The sequence below is a fragment of the Citrobacter meridianamericanus genome (genome assembly GCF_041320245.1).
In the GTDB taxonomy this organism is placed as follows: Bacteria; Pseudomonadota; Gammaproteobacteria; order Enterobacterales; family Enterobacteriaceae; genus Citrobacter; species Citrobacter meridianamericanus.
Window position 1 is genome coordinate 3381293 of the sequence record NZ_CP101036.1, and the last position, 20515, is coordinate 3401807.

A 20515-nucleotide genomic window follows, 5' to 3' on the forward strand; every position below is an offset into this window, starting at 1 on the left:
AAATCAGGATTAACCATCATGACACAAGAAAAATTAATAGATACTTTAGAGAAAATTGCAGTACAACACTGGAATACAAACAAACAACCAGTTTTGTTGAGTAATCTACCTCCACTTTTAATGAAGAATTTACCCGATTATAAAGATATTCTTTCAGGCCGTTCTTTAAAAAAATTCATTAAAGAATCAGAGGGCAAATATAAACTTATTGAACATCCATATCAAAGGGCAAAAGTAGCACTTCTCCCTAAGGATGAATCATATAAATTCCCTGAGTTAGATGAAAAACATGAGCAATCAGTAATCATCGACCGCAATGCTGAAAAAGCATTAATTGAATTTCTAAAGGCCCTTAAAAAACTACCTGAAAAAGATCAGGAAAAAGTTCAAATTCCTGTTTCAGTTCTCGTTAAAATGATTAAATAACAGTATGAGAGTTTATGTCGGCCTTATATCTTCAGACACTGATCTGATTAAAGAATTTAATGCTGTCAAAGAATCCCTGATCCCCAAGGCAATAAGGGACAAATTACCAAAAAAATGTGATTTTAAATTTGATGCATTTAATCCACTGATTTCAAGCGGGAAATACACTGTTGACTCACACATATTGCAAGAAATTAATGGGTTCGACTATGCTACCTGTCTTATAACTGAAGAGATAGAAAACTATTGTGAGAATATTCGCTATGCCATCCTAAGCACAAGTATTAATCCTTCTGAAGTTAAGAATGGAAACATTCACAATTTCTTTTCCAGTCGTTTAGCTAAACTGTTTAAATCGGTCATATTTACGATGGAGAAAATGAACTCGTCAGACATTGAACAAGCAATGCGCCTCCCTAGAAGAAATTTCAATGCTCCAGAACTGGCAGAGCTATGCCGCCTTTACCGAGATGATGTTCTTGAATCACACTTTCATAATAGCGTGAAACAACAAATTTTCGCGATAGGAAAGCGAAAAAAACCAAGAAGAAAATCAAGTTATAATACAAAATATTTTATAGATGATGATAAAAAGCATTTTGTTTTCGGGAAAGAAGAACATGCCGTACTGCCTACAGGTGAACCGCATCAGCCTCACTGCGTTGTAAATGGGAGTTTCAGGTTTGGAAGAAAAATATCTACAGACCATCACTATAACGTCAGCAAGGGAGACGGTGATAAAACCTATATTTCAGGGCAATTCCCGAATTGCCATAATGATATAATCACAGCAGAAAATGGGAAAACTCATCTAAACATGTTTACTAATGATCATTTTTAAAAAGAAAAAGCGGAAATCAAAAATATTGATCTTCCGCTTTTATCTATCATTCTAATGATCTGCATCCCGCTGCGGCAATCAGGAGGGTTGCGGCGCTAAAGCAAAAGCTTTTGGTGCTTGCCTCAAGACTGAACCAACACAAGTCAGTAGCCTGCCCAATCATTCTCTATAAGATATTGGGATCACTCCACCGAACGGTCAACTATCAATAGATAACTGAGAACAGTTTAGCATATTAAATTAAAAGAAGTCAAATTTTTCACAAACAAGATGCACATTAACTATTTTCCCTTATTTCATTGTTATTACACTTAAGCAGGATTAGTCATAACGAGATCATCACATCGTTCTCATAACACGAACCAGCAAAGACAAGGTTCCACATAGGAGGTCATCAGGATATAAAACATAAAGGACAAAACAAATAAGATCATCGGGAAATAATTTCCGTTTAATCTAATGAACCACCACCAGACTATATACTGAGTCGGTTCGATACTTGTAGCCAACTACATCCTTCGCCTGAACACAACATTATCAGAGAAAATTGCCTTACCAGCGACAAACCCAACAGCCGCAATGATTGGTAGGCTGATAGTAGCTCCTGCCATGCCTGTAGACATTCCGATCAGTATAGACAGACCGAAGGTCAATAATATAACAACGAAAGCATACCAGCCGGGGTAGGTTCTATATAAAACAGTTGCCATACATCCTGCTGTTATGCGTTTTCAGGAAAAGTAAAAGCTATGTGTTTCTCGTGCTCACTCTTAGACATTACGTAGAAAAGGAAACTATCATTCTCATTATCAGACTTAGTAATTAGTGATTTGAATAACTCCAGATTCTTTAGCTGTAATGGGTTGAGGGATGCTCTGACAGTTTTAACGTCAACAATCTTACTTATATTTATGTAATGAAAATATCTTTGGAAGAGCCCTGCTACAACATCGCTGACTTGAACAAAATAATTATCATCAGAAACAATAAAGCTTATATCTACTTTTGCTAACTCTTTATCGTTTTCTTTTTGCTTATCAAACTCCTCTTTAACGATCTCTTCCACATCAAATCTGTGTTTACTTTCAGAAAACTCGGTTGCTCTATGTCGGTAGAAGAAAGTGAAAGCATCTAAAATATAATTATCATTATCCCGAACTTCATTATCAAAGCGCTCATCTAATGTAAAAGTAAACTCTTCCATGCCATTTTCAATGCACATTTCCAAGAGATCACATAAGCTATTTATTTGTAGCTTCTCATCTTGTGTAGATAAAGGAAAGTTGAAAATCCTTTCTGCATATTCTGCTGTCAGATTGAACATAACTTTTAAAAACTCTCGCTCTTTCCCTCCTAAATATGGATAGTCAAAACTTTTAAGTTCCTTTATGAAAGAAGTTTTATCATTCAGAATAACTTTATACAACTCATCTTTATGAAGATCCTGATACTGTCTGAACTGAATCTCATCGTAAAATCTGAGAAGCTTTTTTTCCATACAAAACAAAACACAATCTTCTATTATGTCAAGATAAGACCAGTATTCCATATTTAAATTAAAATACTGAATAAACAAATCACTTTCGTTTAACCACTCTAAAAAACCTGTAAGTTTTTTTGAGTTTAGCATATAGATAAAATCACCTGTTGCTATCTGCTTTAGCTTTATCTCTTTCGCGGTTGATTGTAACATTATCATTTTTTTTAGAGCATCAAAATTAGCAGTAGAGCTATCCCCTTTATGAGCAATCCCGCCTAAGATAAAATTTACACCGGTATTTTTATCTTCATCGTGATCTACGTTATAACCATCTATTTGCTTAGACAGATACAGTTTCCTCACGTTGTTTGACTCATCATAATAGAAAGTGTAAACATCGTTTTTGACTGTTCTTTGAAACGGGTACATTATCATTCCATCCTTTTAAAGTGTTTGTTTTTTATATCATTGTTCTAATTTTACAGCAACAAAAAACCGCCATAGCGGGTCAACAACTAGAGAGTAAAATTTTCTTATTGTACCAATCCAACCACAGAGATTTCCAAGCCTCCAAAAAGACACTAAGCGGGTAAAGAGCATTATCTGTTGTTTTAACTATGATTGTATTGATCAAGCCAGCCATAGGTAAATATGACACATGACCTTGAAAGGTTATGTGTCAGATCAAGTCGCGACTAATATATATTATCAATCCTCTTTTTCTTTTTTCTCAAGCGCATCACGATAACGCTGCTGCTCAACAATACTCAGACTGGGATCAGATAGAACACTCCGCCCCTTCACAGCAATATCGTAATCAATCTGTGATTGCGTCTCATATTCTTTGGTTGGCTTAAAATAATCTGGTTGCGATGCAGACGACGACACAGAATAACCAGAATATGTTTTACTCCCTGCACAACCAAGATAAGCAAGTAGGCATGCAAACAGGAAGAACAACGTCCACACCACATTGTATCCATTAAGCGTGAATCCGCTGCCATAAGCGTTTGAAAATACGCTATGAAATCTGATGGCATAGACAATCAGGAATGATGAGAGGATAACCGCCCGACTTTTACCTACGGCTAAATGCTTACGCATAAATTTTACCGTTGGCACTAGCGTGACTGCAAACAGTCCGATAGCAGTGATGATCAGCCATACAGGAAACAGCCCGTATTTTTGCGTGGTGTTCTGCGATAGCGTCACAAGGGACAGCACCAAGAAAGCGTTAAGCAGAAACAGTCTGAATGCCAGCGATACCTTCACCTTCTTTGATATCTTATTTAGAAACAGCATCGGAATCAGTGATGGTATGTTTATCAGCAGCCCCATGAAAATCACCCAAGAGATCGAATTCATAGCTTTTCCCTGTAATTACCTTGCGGCCCAGCCATTATTGGTTTTCACCAGAACAATTTTGGCTTCTTCTGGTTCAGACATCCCTTTCACGCCAGAGAAGGCATTTTTATCAACCCAACCCGGCACGCCATCCAGTTTCCACGTATAGGTCACTTGCGTCATTTTAACGCCATTACCCTCACTCGGTTCAGTCCAGCTTTTAACCTCAGCTACAGCACGGTGACCAACACAGGCACCAACTTTACGATCCCAAAACTCAACCTCTTGGCCTTTGTCTGTTACTTCCATAACATCAACACTGCCAAAACCGTTAGTTTGCTGGGAGACATCAAGCAGCCCCTGATTAGCAAGCCCCTTTAAGATTTCATCACTGGCACTGTATCCAGCAGAACGATAGCCGTGATTAACCCGGATGGGGAAACCCTTATTGAACACAATGTCATTGTCCTGCAGTGAGTAGCACAGCTTTGATTTTGATATTTTCGCGTTTATCGCTTTCTCAAAATCACCTTTTTCACCGCATCCAGATAAAAGAGCAGCAAGACCTGCCACGAGTAAAATTTTACGCATAGTGTTATCCCAAAGTTATTGGTTGATTGTGCCGTTTCTCATAACCACCAGACGAATTGGCATATCGGCATTGTTGACGGTAGCGAATCCACGGACTTCGAAATTGTTTACAGTTCCGGTGACGCTGACTTTCTGGCCTTTCTTATAGGTAAGAACTGCATCATCAATACCAGAGTAGTAATCAAGCCAGACCATTCCGCCGCAGTAGCTGGTATCGGATGTTTTGAAAAGCAGATAATAGTTAGGTACTGATTTGGTCATTCCCGTCATCATATCGCTTGCACTTCTACCCTTTGTTACTTCAAGAACAGTGGCGTTTACGATTGAGATCCTTTTTCCTATCCATTTCTTTTCTGCTGCCATTGCATTTTCTTCATAGTCTTTGCAGACAGCACCAAGGCCAGATACAGACGATACCGGGCCAAGGCTCTGAGTGTGGGCAGTTCCCCCCAGCGCTTTACCTACTGAAGACAACGAAGAACTGATTACTCCATTAACTGTATTCACGCCATCGTTGAGTTGCTGGCATCCAGACACAAAGACCAGAGAGAACACTACTGATAAAAATTTATGTCCTTTCATATATTCCTCAAGGATTTAGTCAAATTTGCTTCTCCTCGCCTCAATACTCATGGCTGCAGAGCGGAGTTAGGCATCTAATCAATTGATAGAATTGAATTATTTTTAGTGTTCGTCATATCGTTTAAATCGATCGATACAAAACAAATGATAGCTTAAAACTATCAAACAACGATTATTGATCGATACTAACAATTAAAACATCGATCGATAATCAGATTTCAATCGCTTAAAGCTATCAATAGTGATTTATCGATCTTTTGTATCAATTGATTGGGAGTGATGGGAAATGTTCGATAACCACAGTTGGCGTGCTTTAGCTAAATGATCAAGGGACAAGGAATAAAGCAGCACACATGATTTGTTCTGATACTTTTATAGGTGGAACAAAACCTGTCTACAGCGATCTGAAACAGAGGAAAATGTCACAGACTTGACCTAAGCCGACATGGCATAGCTTATACCCCTGCTGCTCGGTGATGAACACACGAGTTTTGTCACTTACCGATTTCTAATTTTACTTAAAAAGTAATATTTTCATGCAGTTAACTGCATGACAGCAGCAGTGGGATGTTCAGGTTAGAGCATTAATGATTTTACGGTTTCTTCACTGATCTGACTGAGTTCAGAAATCAACCTTCTGTAGCAGCTTACCATTCGCTCCCTATCCAAATCGCCTTCGGCCTCTGACAGGAAGAAAGAACCGTATTCTTTAATATTGATGTTTTCGCCGTTTTCCAGTGTAAGCTTTATTCCATCTTTGTTTTCTTCTATATCGTTTACGATACACGTCATAAAAGGGATATTTTCATTTGATTTAAAGATACTTATTGTTTTTATTTTTTTCATTACACGCCTTCCTTATTTTGTATGTTATGTAATTAAATACCATTTATCACTGAGTAAAATCAAATTTAACTCACCATGCGCAGCATGGATTACTTCTTTGTTATCATTCTTTTTGAAAAGAATATTTATCTTATGAACTAACGCTCATGTGCTACCGCACGGCTACGCCCTGACGCTGATATGGAATGAGATTTAATGTTGAAAGAATTATACTAACATCGAAAACCGATCATGTGCCTGCACATAATATCTTATTCTCGACATATAGCATTTGCTCTTAAACACATAGGAAAACTATATTTTCAGAAGCAGCACTTAGTGATTGTTCAAAACAATCACATTGCTGGAACAGGGTTCATCCCTGTTGATGATGGATTTCTCATTAATAATTTTCTTCATATAAAATTACTGCCTGTAATCCGTTGTAAGCGTCTTAACCGCAAAGATGACACATATATCATCTTCCTGCTCCAAACGTCTTACGAAGGTTCCTGCGCTGTTTATTAGGCTGTGAAAAAAGATCACTTATATTCATTGATATTAATTTTCACCTGATATATTTGATAACTATTTTTTGAAAACACATCTCTTGTGCTGACGCACGGCTACGCCCTGACGTTTGTATAAAATTATTTTCCTTAATTATCTATATAACATTAAATTTTTAGTGGAAAGTAAAGGAGCCAGTATAAAGATCATTCTCTCCACTCAGTTATAATTCGGTTCCTTTGATCGAACATATAGCATTTGCTCTTAAACACATAGTAAAAATATATTTATAGAAGCAGCACTTAGTGATTGTTCAAGACAATCACATTGCTGAACAGGGTTCATCCCTGTTAATGTTGGATTTATCCAAAAAAGATCGCGTCGAAGACGCCAATAAAACAAAAGAAATCTTAATTAAGCTCTCACAGTAAAAGCAGCTGTTCGTGATTGTTTAATACAATCACTTCGCTGATAGCAGTTATTAAGGAATACAACATCCCTTGTAAAACCACTAAAACATAACACAAAAGTAAAACTGGACTCTCTTAACTTCTTACTAATTATTTAATTATAAGCATAGTCCCGGACCAGTAAAATAGCGGTTTCGCAACTTTTATTCCTATGTTCGAACATAGCAAGTTCCTATGTTCAAACATAGCTCTTTCCTATGTTCGAACATAGCAAGATCAATGTTCGAACATAGTTTTTTTAACATATACAATGTTATCATGAAATATATTTTCTATTTTATTTATAGTAATATTATTGACTTTCATATTTTTGCATAGTATTAAAATACGTATAACTAAAATAATAAGAGAGAATAATATGAATACAAATGATGCAGATCTTTTACACCTATTTGAGTCATTAACCACTGAGCAAAAGATTGATATCGCAAGACGCTTGCTACAAAATAAAGAAATAAAATCAACGACTGTTATTTCATCTGAGGAAGATAAAGCGATCTCGTTTTCGCAACCTTATGTATTTGCTTTTACATCCAACTTTCGTGTTTTTTCCGATCTTGACATATCCAAAAATGAATTCCGCGTATTAACCTACATCTTGGAATATATGGAGTTTGGAAATCTGATTAATCTTTCACAATCATCGTTGTGCAAAGCACTTAATATCGCCTCTGGTAATATGTCTAACATTTTCAAAAAGCTTAAACAGAAAGGAATACTCGTTGAACATCATGGACATCTATACATCAACTCCAATATCTTCGCTAAAGGGATGAGCCATCAACTTGATAAGAAACGTAAAGAACAACTAAGCAACGCTCGCAACCTTTATGCTGAAATAGAACAATATCCAGAAAGCTATTCAGACATGTCAAAAAGTGAAAGAAGAACCCTATCCTTAGAAACTGAAACCAAAGAAATCTATACTGACGCATTTGTTTTCAGTAAGAAGAAAAAGAATAACGCTGTTCCTAATACCAACAATAGCATACATATTGATAAACCACGAAAAGTATATAAAAGAACAAAGGAAAATGAGGAAGCAAGAAGAAACGCTGTTGACGCAGGCTCTCATATGCAGAAAGTATCCTGATAAAATAACAACAACAAGGAAATAACAATGAAGAAACTACCCGGTTCGCTTGAGATTAAGCTCCACGAAAAACTATCCAAGAGTGATATACTAAATATATTAGCTGAACAAATGACCATGCTTGAGGAAACATTTGGCATTCAGGAGTTTAAGATTTTCTCTTACCTTGAATGTTATATTGGAGATAAGAAACAAGCATTATATTATAGAAGTCACAACAGTGCTGTAGCCACATTCAAATTAAAGGGCCTTGAAACCCCTGTAAACACGGCTAAGCTCATATCAAAAGAAAACGGACAACGTATTGTTTCCTTCGATAAAGAACTGGATATAGACAGAATATCTGCGACAGTCCGAAATATACAAAACAATAATCCTTATCAGGGGTGGTCTGAAGGTATCAGTGTTGTTCCAGCTTCAATCATCAGTAAAATGATCCAAGAGGATATAATACGAGCGCAGGAAGAACAAGTCAGATTTTACCGTATTGAAGAACAGCGCAAGAAAGCGGAACAAATACGCAAAGCAAAAGAAAGAGAGGAATATGAACGACCTTTAAAGGCTTTTATTTCTTCAAAAATAAAAGAAAGTGGTTTATCTGAGAAGGATTTCAAAAAGCAGGTTTGTTCAAGTTGCGACTATCTGAAAGAACGTTCCACAAAATCAAGATATTTTATTGAACGACCAGACTTATTAGAAAAATATTATAATAAAAGATTAATTCGTTTCTCGATAAAAGGCACTGATGGGAAAGTAGGAAAAGTGGAAATTTATACAGATTCAGGTAATCTTATTTTTGAACAGTATAAAACAAAATAATCTTTTATGCATATGTCATATTTGACACCTGAACCATATCTCGTAATATAAATATATCCACTATTTTTATTAACGAGGTCATATATGAAAAGAGTAAAAACAGATAACAATGATTTAATACAATATTTAGAAACAATCAAAGAATTAAAAAATCACATTTCGATTGAAGAATATAGAAACGAATATCGCAAACTGCGTTCAGATGATGTCCCTTTGATTGAGGCCCAAAAATTCAAATCTGCCCATACCGAACTACGACGTTTGGACAGGAAAAGAGAATCCCTTCTTGATAAATTTCTTGATGAGCTTAACCCTGTTAATCACTCTTCAGCTATTGCATCCAAAAACAAAGATAAGCTCGAAACTTATAGTCTCTACAGAAGAAGTCTCCTTGAAAAAAGTGATAATGAAATAATTGCATTAGTAATTAAACAGCGTACAGAAGCCGCTATCGAGTTTCAACGTTCGCTTGATAAATGTCTTGAGCAACTGTCTTGTATCTCCTCAGAATTCGAAACATCAAGCCAAAAACGCTGGAAAATATCTCTTTAAAAAACAAACTCGCACATGTATGCAAATTGGGTATTAATGTATTGATTAATTCATGGTATTTACTATATTCTGTAGTTGGTTATGTTTTATGCTGTTCTATAACTTAAGATTAGTCTCACCCCTTCTTACTATGGATAACATACTATGAGTGAAGCAATTAAAGCACTGAATAATATTCGTACGCTTCGTGCGCAGGCTCGTGAAACAGAACTCCAAGTTCTGGAAGAAATGCTGGAAAAATTTACCGCTATCGTTGAAGACAGGCGTGAAGAAGAAAATGCAACCCGTAAAGAGAAAGAAGAGCATCAGGCTAAGCTTGATGCCTTCCGCCAGAAGCTGTTAGAAGATGGAATTGATCCTGCTGAACTCCTCGCTTCAATTTCCTCCTCTCAGACTAAAGCAAAAGCGACTCGTGCTCCTCGACCAGCTAAATACAAATACACCGATGAAAACGGTAATGAGCAGACTTGGACTGGTCAGGGCCGTACTCCTAAAGCACTTGCTATAGCGATTAAAGCTGGTAAGAAGCTGGAAGACTTCGCGATCTAACCGCTACAGTATATCCGGGCTTCACTGTTCTCCAATATAGCAGGCCCGGAAAACTTTCAAATATTCATCTAAGACTATCCCAGTCAGGAAGACTATTAGCTACCCTTCTCCACCAGTGGTATAACGCCATAAAAATCCCCATACAAACGTCAGCAAAGATACTCCTAGCTATAGCATCTGCTGGCAGCATTCCCCCTTCCTTCCATGTAAAAAACCACATCAGTAATCCCCAGACAGATCCAATAGGAACTCCCATCAACAAAGCAACTTGCCAGAATGGCGCGAAAGGTAATGGTGGAATCCTGAACCCCATTCTCCATGCAAGACGTAGCAAAGGGGGAGCATAGTTACTGCTCCACATTTTCTTGCTTTTCATAATGGCAATGGCGCGTTCTTTTTTCTCTTCAAAATTCATGAAAGTCCTCTCAAAACTAAACAGAATCCTTATCGGCCTGATAACTGGTTATTTACTAAAAATTCTCTGTCTAAAATGCGTTTTCAGTTCTCATCTATAGAAATAGAAACTATAAGAGATAAAGTTATGAGATATCAACTATACAACAGCTCAACTCCTTAACAAATTTTACATATCGCATGCATATCACATTTTTCTGCAACATTAACATTTTCTTGCTCTCAGTATTTTAGTAAGAAAAATACGCGCCTTAATTGAAGGTATGACATATTATAAAAAGTCATGTGGCAAAACTCTGTCACGTGCCATTTTTTCACATAACTTTTGAAGCCTTTTTTCTCTTACTTTTTGTGCCTTCTTCTCGCCAATCTCTTGATAGTATTCCTCCCGGCGCTCTGCAACAACTACACGGAACTTCTTCAAAAGCTGTTCCAGTGTTTTGATGTCGGTTGTAGCAGCTTCTGCTTGGATTTTTTTATACATATACATAACATGGAATTCATCGTTCATATTGGTTATCTCCAGTTTATTATAGGATTACTTCCCTCTGTACGAGGGAGTATTGCCATTTTTCAATACTGATTCACAGTAATTTTTAACTTCCAGTAAATACGCTCATCAGCATCATCCGGTTTTATGTTTTTCAGTACAAGTTCAATGATATGCTCTTTATGCCAGTATAAAATCATTTCCTTTAACTCATCCATATTGATCTCAGATACATCTTTGCCTCTTCCGCTTTTAACATACTCGTCAACTTCACAGACAATCAAAAAACCATAAAGTATCTCTGATAACTTTTCCCCTGTTAAAATATTCATGGCTGTTTCAAGCTGTTTTTCAGATATGCTATAGATCGTTTCGCAATATCTCTGCAATACATTTGTAATAATATTTATTGCTATTTTATTACTTTCATTCAAAATAATCTCTTTCATACTGATTCCTTTTATTAAGTTAAATATTAGATAAATATCGAGAAGGTATTAATACTATTTATTAGATACTATTTTGATGATTACAGAACCATATTCCAGATCCATCTCATCATACAGTCTTTCATTTACATAACGATTTAAATCATCTAACAAGGTCTTATCATTCATGATTTCTTCGACAGCGCAACCTCTTAATGCGATAAATATATCCAAGCTCTCTTGGATAAGACTCATCACTTTAGGTGTTTTCTTACATAACATACTTACGATTACTGACATATCATTCTTCATCTTTTTATCCTTATTGTTTATAGTTGGCCCCTTGCGGGGCAAGAGTAGTGCTTACTTTCTAAAGTTTTCTGAATACCCTACTAGCAGGGCTGCTACTTGTTCAAAGTTGACCTGATTAATATCACCACAGTTTCCTTCTTGCGTGGTAAATCTCTCAAAATTATTCTGAATATGGTCAATCACATAAATAATAAAGGAACTCATAAAATCCGGATCATCCAGATAGTCATTGGCATCTCCATCGCCATTAACTTCCATAAACATATTCCAACTTGCGGAAAACGATCTACAAGCAAGATCATAAAACAGTTCTGTTGATTTATTTTCAATAGTATTTTCTTTAGCCATGTTTATATCCTTATAATTAAATGCTTATTTTATTTATTTCGTTTTATATTAGCCCCTTGCGGGCCGAATAGATGACGCCAGCGATTATGTATGTAAAATATAGTGACTCATCACATGATGTATCTGCCTAAGATTGACAAGTACTTCATCAAAATATACGTTTTTAATCGATGCTTTATACTTATGTTTTTTCAAGAACTCATTAAAATCTTTCTTACCGTTCTCTATTATTGATTTTAAAACACCTTCCATATAACTATCGTCTTTAAGGTTATGATAGAATCTTTCCCCCATATACTCGTGCATACACCGCAAATAGTAGTCATACTCTTCGCCACTTTTTAGAACAAAATATTTTGTATCATCATTGCTAACATGTATTTCTATCTTTTGTACTTTCATTTTACCTTCCTCTTTTATGTTATTTATTATTTCTACGTGAATCGAAAATGGTATTTTCAATCCATGCATCAATCTCACTTTCCACAAAGGCTACAGATCTTGCCCCTATGATTACCTTATCCGGGAATCGCCCTTCCTTGATAAGCTCATACATTGTGGTTCGACTAAATCCGACTCTTCTCAGAACTTCAGGAACACGGATTAATCTTTTTCCTGCGATTTCATTTCTCATTTGTCTTTTCCTCTGTTGTTTTACGTAATCTCTATGAGATTTCGTTTTTCTCTATGTTGTTTCGACAAGAGCTATAGTAGGAAAAATTGAGATCGCTGGATGCAGAGATCGGCAAACAAGATTTTTATGAGAAAGTCAAAAGAAATGATTTTCGGGGAAAATGGAAATTTGCGGATTTCGCTGGTTTTGAAGAACGGGGCGCCTCTTTATCAGAAGCCCCGAATCGCAGAAGAAAAGTTACTCGTCTTGCTGCTCTTTTTCGTTCATCTTCAAGGCCTCAGCAACTTTGGTGTGTATCATGCTGTCATTTTTGCTCAGGTAGATGTTAAACATCCTATCAAACTCACGGGTAAGCACCTTGTCAGCCAATAGCTTATCCGTGTCTTTGATTTGAGATCCACCTCTGATATCCTCAGAATCATTGGGATAAAGAAGCCTGCTAAGCTGTTCATAGGAAATTTTTTCGTTGTTTCTCTTGGCCCAGAACAGCAGATCCAGTAGAGGGATGATCTTGAAGTTAATCAGCCTCTTGATCGTGCTAAGCCCGAACCTGAATGTTCCCGTTAACGGTTCCGGGATACCATGCGTCCTGCGCCATTCTGGAAGCATACGCTTCATATGTTCGATGACTTCTTCGTCAGTAAGCCTTCTGATGTTGAGTTCCAGATAAAGTGGTTTGTGGGGATGAAGCATTTCGATATCAGTCAACCGCCACCGCCCAATCTCTTCTGAGGCTGGCATGGTTACCCCTTCTTCCTTAAGCCCCATACGCCTGAGTATCTTTATCTCTCTTAATTGACGCTCATATTTCGCAGCATCCGCTACGGTGATGTGTTTGATATATATTTTTGCGTTCTGGAGAGGGTTTTCCACTGCCTGCCTGAGTGGGTAGTCTTTTCCATAGGTGGGAGCTGGGGCGTTGCTTGGACTTACTAATAAAGGCTTTCCCGCTAAAATTTTAGCTTCATAGTCCAGATAACGCTGGCGGATCTCACGGTCATCATCGTCATTCAACTCTCCATCAAAATCATGTTTAGCTAACCTCATTCGGGCAAACGCTTCCCTCTTCAGGTCTTCAATCGTGATCTCCTGCAAAGCATCATAGTTGCTCACCTTAAACCACGTCTTTACCGCCTTCATGACTTCACTAGCTTTCATTTTCAATTACCAGTTAACTTTTTTAGCTGTTTTACCGACAGAACAATTGGTTGTCCAGCTAACCATCACGATTACAGGTTTGTGGTCTAAGGATGTTGCTTGGTTAATCTGTATAGGAAGAGAAACAGGTAGGGGCCTTTCTCAGGCAAGAACGGAGTGTTTAAAATATTTTTTGCGGGGAAAAACCAGATTTTAGATACAAAAAAAGCCCGTTTTACACGGGCTTTTTATGCAATACTCTATGCACTACAAAATCAAAACTAACGCTTAACTTATTGATTTTGTTGATAAATTGGCGGAAGCGTAGAGATTCGAACTCTAGAACCCTTTCGGGTCGCCGGTTTTCAAGACCGGTGCCTTCAACCGCTCGGCCACGCTTCCAATGAGGCGCACTATAAACATCCCGAACGGACCTGTAAAGCACCAATGTGTTCGTTTGCCTGAAAAACAGCCAAAATGCTGTTAATTGACTTAAATAACAACAAATTGACCGTTTATTCAGCACAAATACGGGCTCCAGCGCTTAAAGTTTTTTGATGTACATATCTTTGGTGTAGTAGTTTCCGCGGTTATCCGGTGCGAATCCCCCCACCCACGGCTTCACCAGATGCGTGCGAACATAGTGGTAAACCGGAATCGCTGGCACATCTGCCCCTAAAAGGTCTTCAGCCTGCTGGTAATATTTGCCTCGCTCCTGGAGCGAAGTTGCTTTCGCTGCATTACGCATCGCTTCATCAAAGGCGGGATTGCTGTAGCCGGTGGTGTTTTCGCTATCTCCGGTACGGAAGATGTTGAGGAAACTTGAGGCATCATCATAGTCAGCGATCCACGCGTAACGTACGACGTCAAAATTACCGGTATGCATGGTGTCCAGCATGGTTTTCCATTCCTGATTTTGCAGCTTCGCCTCTACGCCGAGGTTTTTCTTCCACATTGATGATGCGGCAATAGCAATACGTTGATGGGTTTCAAACGTGTTATAGAGCAGATTTAAACTAAGCGGATGCTCGGGGCCAAAACCGGCTTCAGCCAGCAGCTTCTTCGCTTCAGTGATACGTTTTTCAAGCGGCCACGACGCATATTCCGGCGCATGCAGTTGTACTCCCCCTATTTCCGGCTGGCTGATAAGCCACGCTGCGCGTTGCCCCTGCCCCATTACCTTTTGTGCAATGATGTCTTTATCTAACGCCATATTCAGCGCACGACGCACGCGCGGGTCATTAAACGGCGCTCGGGTCGTATTGAACTGATAGTAATAGGTTGAAAGCTGAGGTGAGACATGAAGTTCATCACCCATCGTCTTTTTCAGCTGCGCGAATTGATTGACCGGTACGCTATACACGATGTCAATTTCACCGGCCTTATAGCGGTTAACGTCAGCAGACTCTGAACTGATGGGCAAATAGGTAACCTTATTAATGACCGTGTGCTGATTGTCCCAGTAATGTGGGTTACGCTCGGCAACAATGCGCTCATTGACCACCCACTGCGACAATTTGTACGGTCCGCTACTGACAAAATGTTCTGGTCGGGTCCACTTATCGCCAAAGCGGCCTATCAGCACTTTATCCAGTGGAACCAGAGACGGGTGCGCCAGCATCGCCAGAAACGCCGCCGTCGGCTGCGTAAGAGTAATTTCCAGCATGCTATCATCGAGGGCTTTGACTCCTAGCATGGCAGGATCTTTTTTCCCTTGAGCAATATCGACGGCGTTCGCAACATGCATATTGCCCAGATACGAAGAATAAGGGGAAGCCGTTTGTACAGAGACCAGACGCTGCCAGCTCCAGACAACATCCTGCGCGGTAATAGCTGACCCATCTGACCAGGTTATGCCCGGACGCAAATGAAAGGTCCACACGGTGTTGTCTTTGTTCTCCCAGGACGCGGCAAGACGGGGTTCAATAGAGCCATCCGGCTTAACTGCCACCAGCCCGTCGAACATATCACTGATTAAATTAAACTCAACGTTGCTTTCGACTTTATGCGGATCCAGCGACGCTGGCTCACTGCCGTTATTCCTGACCAGCTCCTGTTTTTCTGCAAGTAGTGTACCTGCAGGCACATTTGCCGCCCTCGTCACGCCGTTGATAGACATCAAACAGACAGCCAACAGCGTAAACGTCAATATCTTCGATTTGTGTTGAATCATTCCCTTTACCTTATCGCTCTGTTTTTGTAGACACCTCAGTCACTGTCAGAGAGATTCGGGAATAACGCAATATTTTTCAGTTACCTGGCAGAGGTGGATCTGACATTTTTGCACATACAGTGCTAACATCTGATTCGGGAGCTTTTGTTGAAATAATATGCTTAAGCCTGGCGGGTTAAAATGCGTAAAGATGGGTAAAACCGCTGTGTCATTCCCCTTGATTTCATTATCCTTCATCATTAATTACATCTGTCATAAGAGAGTGACTCATGGATCGTATTATTAGTTCTTCACGCGATCGTACATCGCTACTCAGCACACATAAGGTGCTGCGCAATACCTATTTCCTGCTCAGCCTTACGCTGGCGTTTTCAGCGCTCACGGCGACCGCCAGTACCGTACTGATGTTGCCTTCTCCGGGACTTATCCTGACGCTGGTGGGTATGTATGGTCTGATGTTCCTGACCTATAAAACGGCGGATAAACCGGTCGGTATCCTGTCCGCTTTCGCTTTCACCGGTTTCCTGGGCTACATTCTGGGACCGATACTGAACACTTACCTGTCTGCAGGCATGGGTGATGTTATCGCCATGGCTTTGGGCGGTACGGCGCTGGTCTTCTTCAGCTGCTCGGCCTATGTGCTGACCACGCGTAAGGATATGTCCTTCCTCGGCGGTATGCTGATGGCAGGTATCGTGGTGGTGCTGATTGGTATGGTTGCGAATATCTTCCTGCAGCTGCCGGCGTTACATTTGGCGATCAGCGCGGTGTTTATCCTGATTTCTTCAGGCGCAATCCTGTTTGAAACCAGCAATATCATCCGTGGCGGTGAAACCAACTACATCCGTGCCACCGTTAGCCTGTACGTTTCGCTGTACAACATCTTCGTCAGCCTGCTGAGCATTCTGGGCTTCGCCAGCCGCGATTAAGGTGTCAACACGCATTATCCAGCCCCGCTTATGCGGGGCTTTCTTTTTTGGTAAACTGCCGCCAGTTTGACTAACGCAGTGACAAATTATGTTGATCTTTGAAGGTAAAGAAATCAGTACCGATAGCGAAGGCTATCTAAAAGATACTACCGAATGGAGCGAGCCGCTGGCGGCTGCCATTGCCGAAAACGAAGGTATTACGCTGTCCGCGGAACACTGGGAAGTTGTGCGTTTTGTTCGCGAGTTTTATCTGGAGTTTAATACCTCCCCCGCTATACGCATGCTGGTAAAAGCGATGGCCAACAAGTTTGGCGAAGAGAAAGGCAACAGCCGTTATCTCTACCGCCTGTTTCCGAAAGGTCCGGCTAAGCAGGCGACTAAAATTGCCGGCCTGCCGAAACCGGTGAAATGCATTTAATAGCGGATACTAAATCCTTTTAGCTCGTCGCCAGGGCGGTGCGGTTCGCTGAGGATCCGGTCAACTCTGGCGCTACGCGGTCCTCCGGCTTTCAACCACTTCATCAGTTGTTCCACCTGCTCACTTTCGCCACAGGCAACAACCTCTACGCTGCCATCATCCATATTCTTTGCGTAGCCGGTCAGTCCGAGGCGTTGCGCTTCATGCTGGGTGGTGTAGCGAAATCCTACCCCCTGAACCCGGCCATAAACCAAGGCGATGATGCAGACTTTCGACATGGCGGTTCTCCTTATCAACATAAATGAAGAAACAGTTCCCGATGCCTCAACGCACCTGCTTCGGCAGGCATCCATAATGCTGGCGAAATCTTGCGGTAAACCGTGAACCTGACAGATAACCACAGCGTAACGCAATTTCACCAATCGGCAGCGTGGTCGATTGCAGCTGAGAGAGTGCGCAGGACATACGCACTTCCTCTACGATTTGCCGATAACTCTGCGACTCCATCTGCAATCGTCTGCGTAGCGTTGAGGTACCGATGGAAAGATGACCGGCAATTTCCTGAGCTGTCCATAGCTTAGCAGGGGATAACATAATAAGTTGTCGCACCTGTTCGGTTAGATTAAATCGACGCTCGATAAGCAGTGGTCCCGCCACACCATCGTGCAGTAACGCCAGCAATAATCCCATCGCCTGATGCTCCTGCAATTTTGCCGGTAAATTCTGGCGTACTGCATCCAGCAAGCTTTCCCACATAAATGCCAAACCGCTGCTCATGGGCGTGCAGAGCGATGTCAACTTTGCCGGTGGGAAATCCTCGACCCAGTTATTTTTAAACGCGGTAATGATATTTGTCGACAGCAACAGCAAATCCGAGCGAAATGCCCCCTGCTCCGGCTGATTAATAATCTCCAGAGGCGTATTGGCTGGGATGATAATCAGCTCGCCCGGCCCCGCAACCAGGCGGTTTTCGTCCTGAATAATGACCTTACTTCCCTGCGTAATGTGGCAAATAGCAGCAGAAAACAGTTTTACCCGGTGCAGGCGGTGCAAATGGCCGGAACGCACCTCTGCGGTGGTAAGGTTGTTATGGCGAAAATGTACATCCTGCACCCGTTCATCCTCTATTATCTTGCGTACGTCGCGGTTAATTCAGCTTTGGCAATCACATGGCTGTTCAGCATAAAACCGACCAGCGCGCCGCTGGCATTACTGTCAATTGGCAACGCGTCGGTATTTAACGCCCACACGGTAAACTGATAGCGGTGAGGTTTATCGCCCGGCGGCGGGCAGGCGCCCCCAAATCCAGCATAACCGAAATCATTACGTCCCTGAACAGCTCCTACGGGTATCTTATTCGTGCTGGCCCCGCCAGGAAGCGAATGCACCTGGGCCGGAATATTCACAATGGTCCAGTGCCACCAGCCGCTTCCCGTTGGCGCATCGGGATCAAACAGCGTAATGGCAAAACTTTTGGCATCAGTTGGCGGATTTTGCCAGCTCAGCTGCGGGGAGATATTGTCACCACTGCAGCCAAACCCCTTAAACACCTGTTTTTGCGTTAATTGCAGGTTAGCGGGTATGTCGGTGCTGGTGAGGCGAAACGCCGAGGCTGCAGAGGCATCAAAACTCAGCGCGACAATGGCGGCGGTAGCCAGAGAGAAGATAGCTTTCATTGTATTTCCTTTTTCTCATTAAGAAATAGCAATGTAAACGGTGGGCATAAAAGAAACTGTGCCTCTGCGATAGCGTTTTGTGCCGAAACGCTCAGCGCCATGCGCTGATGATTGACCTCATCATCTGTGCTACTCTACGCGCCATTTTATTTTAATGGTTTCAGGCTGGTATTTTACTCCAGCCCGCGTCACTGTTTGTGAGAGGTTGCTCCGCATGACTGAATCTACAACTCTACATTATCCTCGTTTAGTGTTAGCCAAAGGGCGCGAAAAGTCCTTAGTTCGCCGCCATCCGTGGGTATTTTCCGGTGCTGTCGCCCGTATGGAAGGCAAAGCCAACCTTGGTGAAACCGTTGATATTGTTGATCACCAGGGTAAATGGTTAGCGCGCGGCGCGTTCTCACCTGCGTCACAGATCCGCGCGCGCGTCTGGACCTTTGACAAGTCTGAATCCATCGATATTGATTTCTTCACTCGTCGTCTGCAGAAAGCACAGACATGGCGTGACTGGCTGGCAAGCAAAGATGGCTTGGACAGCTACCGTCTGATCGCTGGCGAATCTGATGGCTTGCCAGGCATCACTATTGACCGCTTTGGTAACTTCCTGGTATTGCAGTTGCTCAGCGCTGGTGCTGAATATCAACGTGCGGCGCTGATCAGCGCCTTGCAAATTGTTTTCCCGGACTGCGCAATTTATGACCGTAGCGATGTCGCCGTGCGCAAAAAAGAAGGTATGGAGCTGACCCAAGGGCCTGTAACAGGCGAATTGCCGCCTGCTCTGCTGCCGATTGAAGAGCACGGCATGAAGCTACTGGTTGATATTCAGCACGGTCACAAAACTGGCTATTACCTCGATCAACGCGACAGTCGCCTGGCCACGCGTCGTTACGTGGAAAACAAACGTGTCCTGAACTGTTTCTCTTATACCGGCGGCTTTGCTGTCTCAGCATTAATGGGTGGATGCCGTCAGGTAGTCAGCGTCGACACCTCCCAGGAGGCGCTTGATATTGCCCGCCAGAACGTGGAACTGAACAAACTGGAGCTGAACAAAGCCGAGTTCGTGCGTGATGACGTGTTCAAACTGCTGCGCGCCTATCGCGATCGCGGTGAGAAATTTGATGTCATCGTCATGGATCCGCCTAAATTTGTCGAAAACAAAAGCCAGTTGATGGGCGCCTGCCGCGGTTATAAAGACATTAATATGCTGGCGATTCAATTACTCAATCCGGGCGGCGTACTGCTGACTTTCTCCTGTTCCGGGCTGATGACCACCGATTTATTTCAGAAAATCATCGCTGATGCCGCAATAGATGCTGGTCGTGATGTACAATTTATAGAGCAGTTCCGTCAGGCCGCCGATCACCCGGTGATCGCTACCTACCCGGAAGGGCTGTATCTGAAAGGGTTTGCCTGTCGCATCATGTAACTTGAAAAGTGGAATATTACCCTTACATAGAGGGTATCTATTTCCCGG

At 41.2% G+C, this 20515-nt stretch carries 27 protein-coding genes and 1 tRNA gene; 9 read left to right on the top strand and 19 right to left on the bottom strand.

All coding sequences use genetic code 11. From position 1 onward, the window contains the following. The first annotated feature begins 18 nt into the window (after positions 1 to 18). Together NMD08_RS16665 and NMD08_RS16670 are read left to right on the top strand one after the other, a co-directional pair. A complete protein-coding gene (locus NMD08_RS16665; RefSeq protein ID WP_153257788.1) occupies positions 19 to 426 on the top strand; it encodes a hypothetical protein in 408 nt (135 codons plus the stop codon). Positions 427 to 430: 4 nt separating this feature from the next. Further along, complete coding sequence (locus NMD08_RS16670; RefSeq protein ID WP_343517161.1) at positions 431 to 1267, top strand: hypothetical protein; 837 nt, start codon at positions 431 to 433, stop codon at positions 1265 to 1267. A gap of 509 nt (positions 1268 to 1776) precedes the next feature. Here the strand turns inward: NMD08_RS16670 and NMD08_RS16675 are convergent. The 6 genes from NMD08_RS16675 to NMD08_RS16700 all read right to left on the bottom strand — a co-directional run bounded on the left by NMD08_RS16675 (position 1777) and on the right by NMD08_RS16700 (position 6110). Next, a complete protein-coding gene (locus NMD08_RS16675; RefSeq protein ID WP_370620217.1) occupies positions 1777 to 1992 on the bottom strand; it encodes a hypothetical protein in 216 nt (71 codons plus the stop codon). Next, on the bottom strand, positions 1989 to 3176 hold the full coding sequence (locus NMD08_RS16680; RefSeq protein ID WP_343517162.1) for a DUF3800 domain-containing protein: 1188 nt from the start codon (positions 3174 to 3176) through the stop codon (positions 1989 to 1991). Before NMD08_RS16680 ends, NMD08_RS16675 begins: the two co-directional genes overlap by 4 nt. Before the next feature lie 279 nt (positions 3177 to 3455). Next, entirely contained in the window at positions 3456 to 4112 is a 657-nt protein-coding gene (locus NMD08_RS16685; RefSeq protein WP_343517163.1) for a hypothetical protein, read from the bottom strand. A gap of 15 nt (positions 4113 to 4127) precedes the next feature. Beyond that, entirely contained in the window at positions 4128 to 4682 is a 555-nt protein-coding gene (locus tag NMD08_RS16690) for a lipoprotein (protein WP_370618607.1), read from the bottom strand. 15 nt (positions 4683 to 4697) lie between these two features. Beyond that, positions 4698 to 5264, bottom strand: coding sequence for a hypothetical protein (locus tag NMD08_RS16695; protein ID WP_370611578.1), 567 nt, complete (start codon positions 5262 to 5264; stop codon positions 4698 to 4700). A 576-nt stretch (positions 5265 to 5840) separates the two neighbouring features. After that, positions 5841 to 6110 carry a hypothetical protein gene (locus NMD08_RS16700; protein ID WP_370611579.1) on the bottom strand — a complete coding sequence of 90 codons (270 nt, stop codon included), beginning with the start codon at positions 6108 to 6110 and terminating at the stop codon, positions 5841 to 5843. Positions 6111 to 7427: 1317 nt separating this feature from the next. Between NMD08_RS16700 and NMD08_RS16705 the strand changes: the two genes are divergently transcribed. The 4 genes from NMD08_RS16705 (at position 7428) to NMD08_RS16720 (ending at position 10082) form a co-directional block, all read left to right on the top strand. After that, positions 7428 to 8162 (top strand): replication/maintenance protein RepL, encoded by a 735-nt coding sequence (locus NMD08_RS16705; protein ID WP_370611580.1) that lies wholly within the window; start codon positions 7428 to 7430, stop codon positions 8160 to 8162. A gap of 27 nt (positions 8163 to 8189) precedes the next feature. Beyond that, entirely contained in the window at positions 8190 to 8981 is a 792-nt protein-coding gene (locus NMD08_RS16710) for a hypothetical protein (RefSeq protein WP_370611581.1), read from the top strand. Positions 8982 to 9065: 84 nt separating this feature from the next. Continuing rightward, positions 9066 to 9533, top strand: a complete 468-nt coding sequence (locus NMD08_RS16715; RefSeq protein ID WP_370611582.1) for a DUF4756 family protein — start codon at positions 9066 to 9068, stop codon at positions 9531 to 9533. 144 nt (positions 9534 to 9677) lie between these two features. Continuing rightward, complete coding sequence (locus NMD08_RS16720) at positions 9678 to 10082, top strand: H-NS family nucleoid-associated regulatory protein (RefSeq protein ID WP_370611583.1); 405 nt, start codon at positions 9678 to 9680, stop codon at positions 10080 to 10082. A 64-nt stretch (positions 10083 to 10146) separates the two neighbouring features. On the opposite strand, the gene NMD08_RS16725 is transcribed toward NMD08_RS16720, so the two are convergent. From NMD08_RS16725 to NMD08_RS16770, 10 genes are all read right to left on the bottom strand, one after another. Further along, a complete protein-coding gene (locus NMD08_RS16725; RefSeq protein WP_370611584.1) occupies positions 10147 to 10497 on the bottom strand; it encodes a DUF6404 family protein in 351 nt (116 codons plus the stop codon). Positions 10498 to 10767: 270 nt separating this feature from the next. Continuing rightward, complete coding sequence (locus NMD08_RS16730) at positions 10768 to 11007, bottom strand: DNA-binding protein (protein WP_370611585.1); 240 nt, start codon at positions 11005 to 11007, stop codon at positions 10768 to 10770. Between the two features lie 62 nt (positions 11008 to 11069). Continuing rightward, complete coding sequence (locus NMD08_RS16735) at positions 11070 to 11435, bottom strand: hypothetical protein (RefSeq protein ID WP_370618609.1); 366 nt, start codon at positions 11433 to 11435, stop codon at positions 11070 to 11072. 54 nt (positions 11436 to 11489) lie between these two features. Then, entirely contained in the window at positions 11490 to 11726 is a 237-nt protein-coding gene (locus NMD08_RS16740) for a hypothetical protein (protein ID WP_370611588.1), read from the bottom strand. 51 nt (positions 11727 to 11777) lie between these two features. After that, positions 11778 to 12074, bottom strand: a complete 297-nt coding sequence (locus tag NMD08_RS16745; RefSeq protein WP_370618611.1) for a hypothetical protein — start codon at positions 12072 to 12074, stop codon at positions 11778 to 11780. Between the two features lie 84 nt (positions 12075 to 12158). Then, entirely contained in the window at positions 12159 to 12476 is a 318-nt protein-coding gene (locus tag NMD08_RS16750; RefSeq protein ID WP_370611590.1) for a hypothetical protein, read from the bottom strand. A gap of 19 nt (positions 12477 to 12495) precedes the next feature. Beyond that, positions 12496 to 12708, bottom strand: coding sequence for an AlpA family transcriptional regulator (locus NMD08_RS16755; protein ID WP_008499902.1), 213 nt, complete (start codon positions 12706 to 12708; stop codon positions 12496 to 12498). Between the two features lie 237 nt (positions 12709 to 12945). Continuing rightward, on the bottom strand, positions 12946 to 13866 hold the full coding sequence (locus NMD08_RS16760; protein WP_370611591.1) for a DUF6387 family protein: 921 nt from the start codon (positions 13864 to 13866) through the stop codon (positions 12946 to 12948). 293 nt (positions 13867 to 14159) lie between these two features. Further along, positions 14160 to 14247, bottom strand: a tRNA-Ser gene (locus tag NMD08_RS16765). A 142-nt stretch (positions 14248 to 14389) separates the two neighbouring features. Further along, positions 14390 to 16018 (bottom strand): ABC transporter substrate-binding protein, encoded by a 1629-nt coding sequence (locus NMD08_RS16770; RefSeq protein ID WP_252838071.1) that lies wholly within the window; start codon positions 16016 to 16018, stop codon positions 14390 to 14392. A gap of 269 nt (positions 16019 to 16287) precedes the next feature. On the opposite strand from NMD08_RS16770, the gene yccA reads away from it, so the two are divergent. Together yccA and tusE are read left to right on the top strand one after the other, a co-directional pair. Beyond that, entirely contained in the window at positions 16288 to 16947 is a 660-nt protein-coding gene (gene yccA / locus NMD08_RS16775; RefSeq protein ID WP_016152501.1) for an FtsH protease modulator YccA, read from the top strand. A gap of 88 nt (positions 16948 to 17035) precedes the next feature. Continuing rightward, entirely contained in the window at positions 17036 to 17365 is a 330-nt protein-coding gene (gene tusE / locus NMD08_RS16780) for a sulfurtransferase TusE (RefSeq protein WP_151217959.1), read from the top strand. Here tusE and yccX read toward each other — a convergent pair. The 3 genes from yccX to NMD08_RS16795 are packed head-to-tail and all read right to left on the bottom strand — an operon-like array spanning position 17362 to position 19041. Next, positions 17362 to 17643 (bottom strand): acylphosphatase, encoded by a 282-nt coding sequence (gene yccX / locus NMD08_RS16785; protein ID WP_370618613.1) that lies wholly within the window; start codon positions 17641 to 17643, stop codon positions 17362 to 17364. The genes tusE and yccX overlap by 4 nt on opposite strands. 46 nt (positions 17644 to 17689) lie before the next feature. Then, positions 17690 to 18478 carry an AraC family transcriptional regulator gene (locus tag NMD08_RS16790; RefSeq protein ID WP_151217957.1) on the bottom strand — a complete coding sequence of 263 codons (789 nt, stop codon included), beginning with the start codon at positions 18476 to 18478 and terminating at the stop codon, positions 17690 to 17692. Positions 18479 to 18492: 14 nt separating this feature from the next. After that, complete coding sequence (locus NMD08_RS16795; RefSeq protein WP_151217956.1) at positions 18493 to 19041, bottom strand: YbhB/YbcL family Raf kinase inhibitor-like protein; 549 nt, start codon at positions 19039 to 19041, stop codon at positions 18493 to 18495. 214 nt (positions 19042 to 19255) lie between these two features. Here NMD08_RS16795 and rlmI point away from each other — a divergent pair, with 214 nt between their 5' ends. After that, on the top strand, positions 19256 to 20467 hold the full coding sequence (rlmI, locus tag NMD08_RS16800; RefSeq protein ID WP_187259703.1) for a 23S rRNA (cytosine(1962)-C(5))-methyltransferase RlmI: 1212 nt from the start codon (positions 19256 to 19258) through the stop codon (positions 20465 to 20467). The last annotated feature ends 48 nt before the right edge of the window (positions 20468 to 20515 follow it).

Excerpts from the sequence above, each read along its gene's own strand:
- NMD08_RS16665 (WP_153257788.1), top strand. The coding sequence starts at position 19 with ATGACACAAGAAAAATTAATAGATACTTTAGAGAAAATTGCAGTACAA.
- NMD08_RS16670 (WP_343517161.1), top strand. The coding sequence starts at position 431 with ATGAGAGTTTATGTCGGCCTTATATCTTCAGACACTGATCTGATTAAA.
- NMD08_RS16680 (WP_343517162.1), bottom strand. The coding sequence starts at position 3,176 with ATGTACCCGTTTCAAAGAACAGTCAAAAACGATGTTTACACTTTCTAT.
- NMD08_RS16685 (WP_343517163.1), bottom strand. The coding sequence starts at position 4,112 with ATGAATTCGATCTCTTGGGTGATTTTCATGGGGCTGCTGATAAACATA.
- NMD08_RS16690 (WP_370618607.1), bottom strand. The coding sequence starts at position 4,682 with ATGCGTAAAATTTTACTCGTGGCAGGTCTTGCTGCTCTTTTATCTGGA.
- NMD08_RS16695 (WP_370611578.1), bottom strand. The coding sequence starts at position 5,264 with ATGAAAGGACATAAATTTTTATCAGTAGTGTTCTCTCTGGTCTTTGTG.
- NMD08_RS16700 (WP_370611579.1), bottom strand. The coding sequence starts at position 6,110 with ATGAAAAAAATAAAAACAATAAGTATCTTTAAATCAAATGAAAATATC.
- NMD08_RS16705 (WP_370611580.1), top strand. The coding sequence starts at position 7,428 with ATGAATACAAATGATGCAGATCTTTTACACCTATTTGAGTCATTAACC.
- NMD08_RS16710 (WP_370611581.1), top strand. The coding sequence starts at position 8,190 with ATGAAGAAACTACCCGGTTCGCTTGAGATTAAGCTCCACGAAAAACTA.
- NMD08_RS16715 (WP_370611582.1), top strand. The coding sequence starts at position 9,066 with ATGAAAAGAGTAAAAACAGATAACAATGATTTAATACAATATTTAGAA.
- NMD08_RS16720 (WP_370611583.1), top strand. The coding sequence starts at position 9,678 with ATGAGTGAAGCAATTAAAGCACTGAATAATATTCGTACGCTTCGTGCG.
- NMD08_RS16725 (WP_370611584.1), bottom strand. The coding sequence starts at position 10,497 with ATGAATTTTGAAGAGAAAAAAGAACGCGCCATTGCCATTATGAAAAGC.
- NMD08_RS16730 (WP_370611585.1), bottom strand. The coding sequence starts at position 11,007 with ATGAACGATGAATTCCATGTTATGTATATGTATAAAAAAATCCAAGCA.
- NMD08_RS16735 (WP_370618609.1), bottom strand. The coding sequence starts at position 11,435 with ATGAAAGAGATTATTTTGAATGAAAGTAATAAAATAGCAATAAATATT.
- NMD08_RS16740 (WP_370611588.1), bottom strand. The coding sequence starts at position 11,726 with ATGAAGAATGATATGTCAGTAATCGTAAGTATGTTATGTAAGAAAACA.
- NMD08_RS16745 (WP_370618611.1), bottom strand. The coding sequence starts at position 12,074 with ATGGCTAAAGAAAATACTATTGAAAATAAATCAACAGAACTGTTTTAT.
- NMD08_RS16750 (WP_370611590.1), bottom strand. The coding sequence starts at position 12,476 with ATGAAAGTACAAAAGATAGAAATACATGTTAGCAATGATGATACAAAA.
- NMD08_RS16755 (WP_008499902.1), bottom strand. The coding sequence starts at position 12,708 with ATGAGAAATGAAATCGCAGGAAAAAGATTAATCCGTGTTCCTGAAGTT.
- NMD08_RS16760 (WP_370611591.1), bottom strand. The coding sequence starts at position 13,866 with ATGAAAGCTAGTGAAGTCATGAAGGCGGTAAAGACGTGGTTTAAGGTG.
- NMD08_RS16770 (WP_252838071.1), bottom strand. The coding sequence starts at position 16,018 with ATGATTCAACACAAATCGAAGATATTGACGTTTACGCTGTTGGCTGTC.
- yccA (WP_016152501.1), top strand. The coding sequence starts at position 16,288 with ATGGATCGTATTATTAGTTCTTCACGCGATCGTACATCGCTACTCAGC.
- tusE (WP_151217959.1), top strand. The coding sequence starts at position 17,036 with ATGTTGATCTTTGAAGGTAAAGAAATCAGTACCGATAGCGAAGGCTAT.
- yccX (WP_370618613.1), bottom strand. The coding sequence starts at position 17,643 with ATGTCGAAAGTCTGCATCATCGCCTTGGTTTATGGCCGGGTTCAGGGG.
- NMD08_RS16795 (WP_151217956.1), bottom strand. The coding sequence starts at position 19,041 with ATGAAAGCTATCTTCTCTCTGGCTACCGCCGCCATTGTCGCGCTGAGT.
- rlmI (WP_187259703.1), top strand. The coding sequence starts at position 19,256 with ATGACTGAATCTACAACTCTACATTATCCTCGTTTAGTGTTAGCCAAA.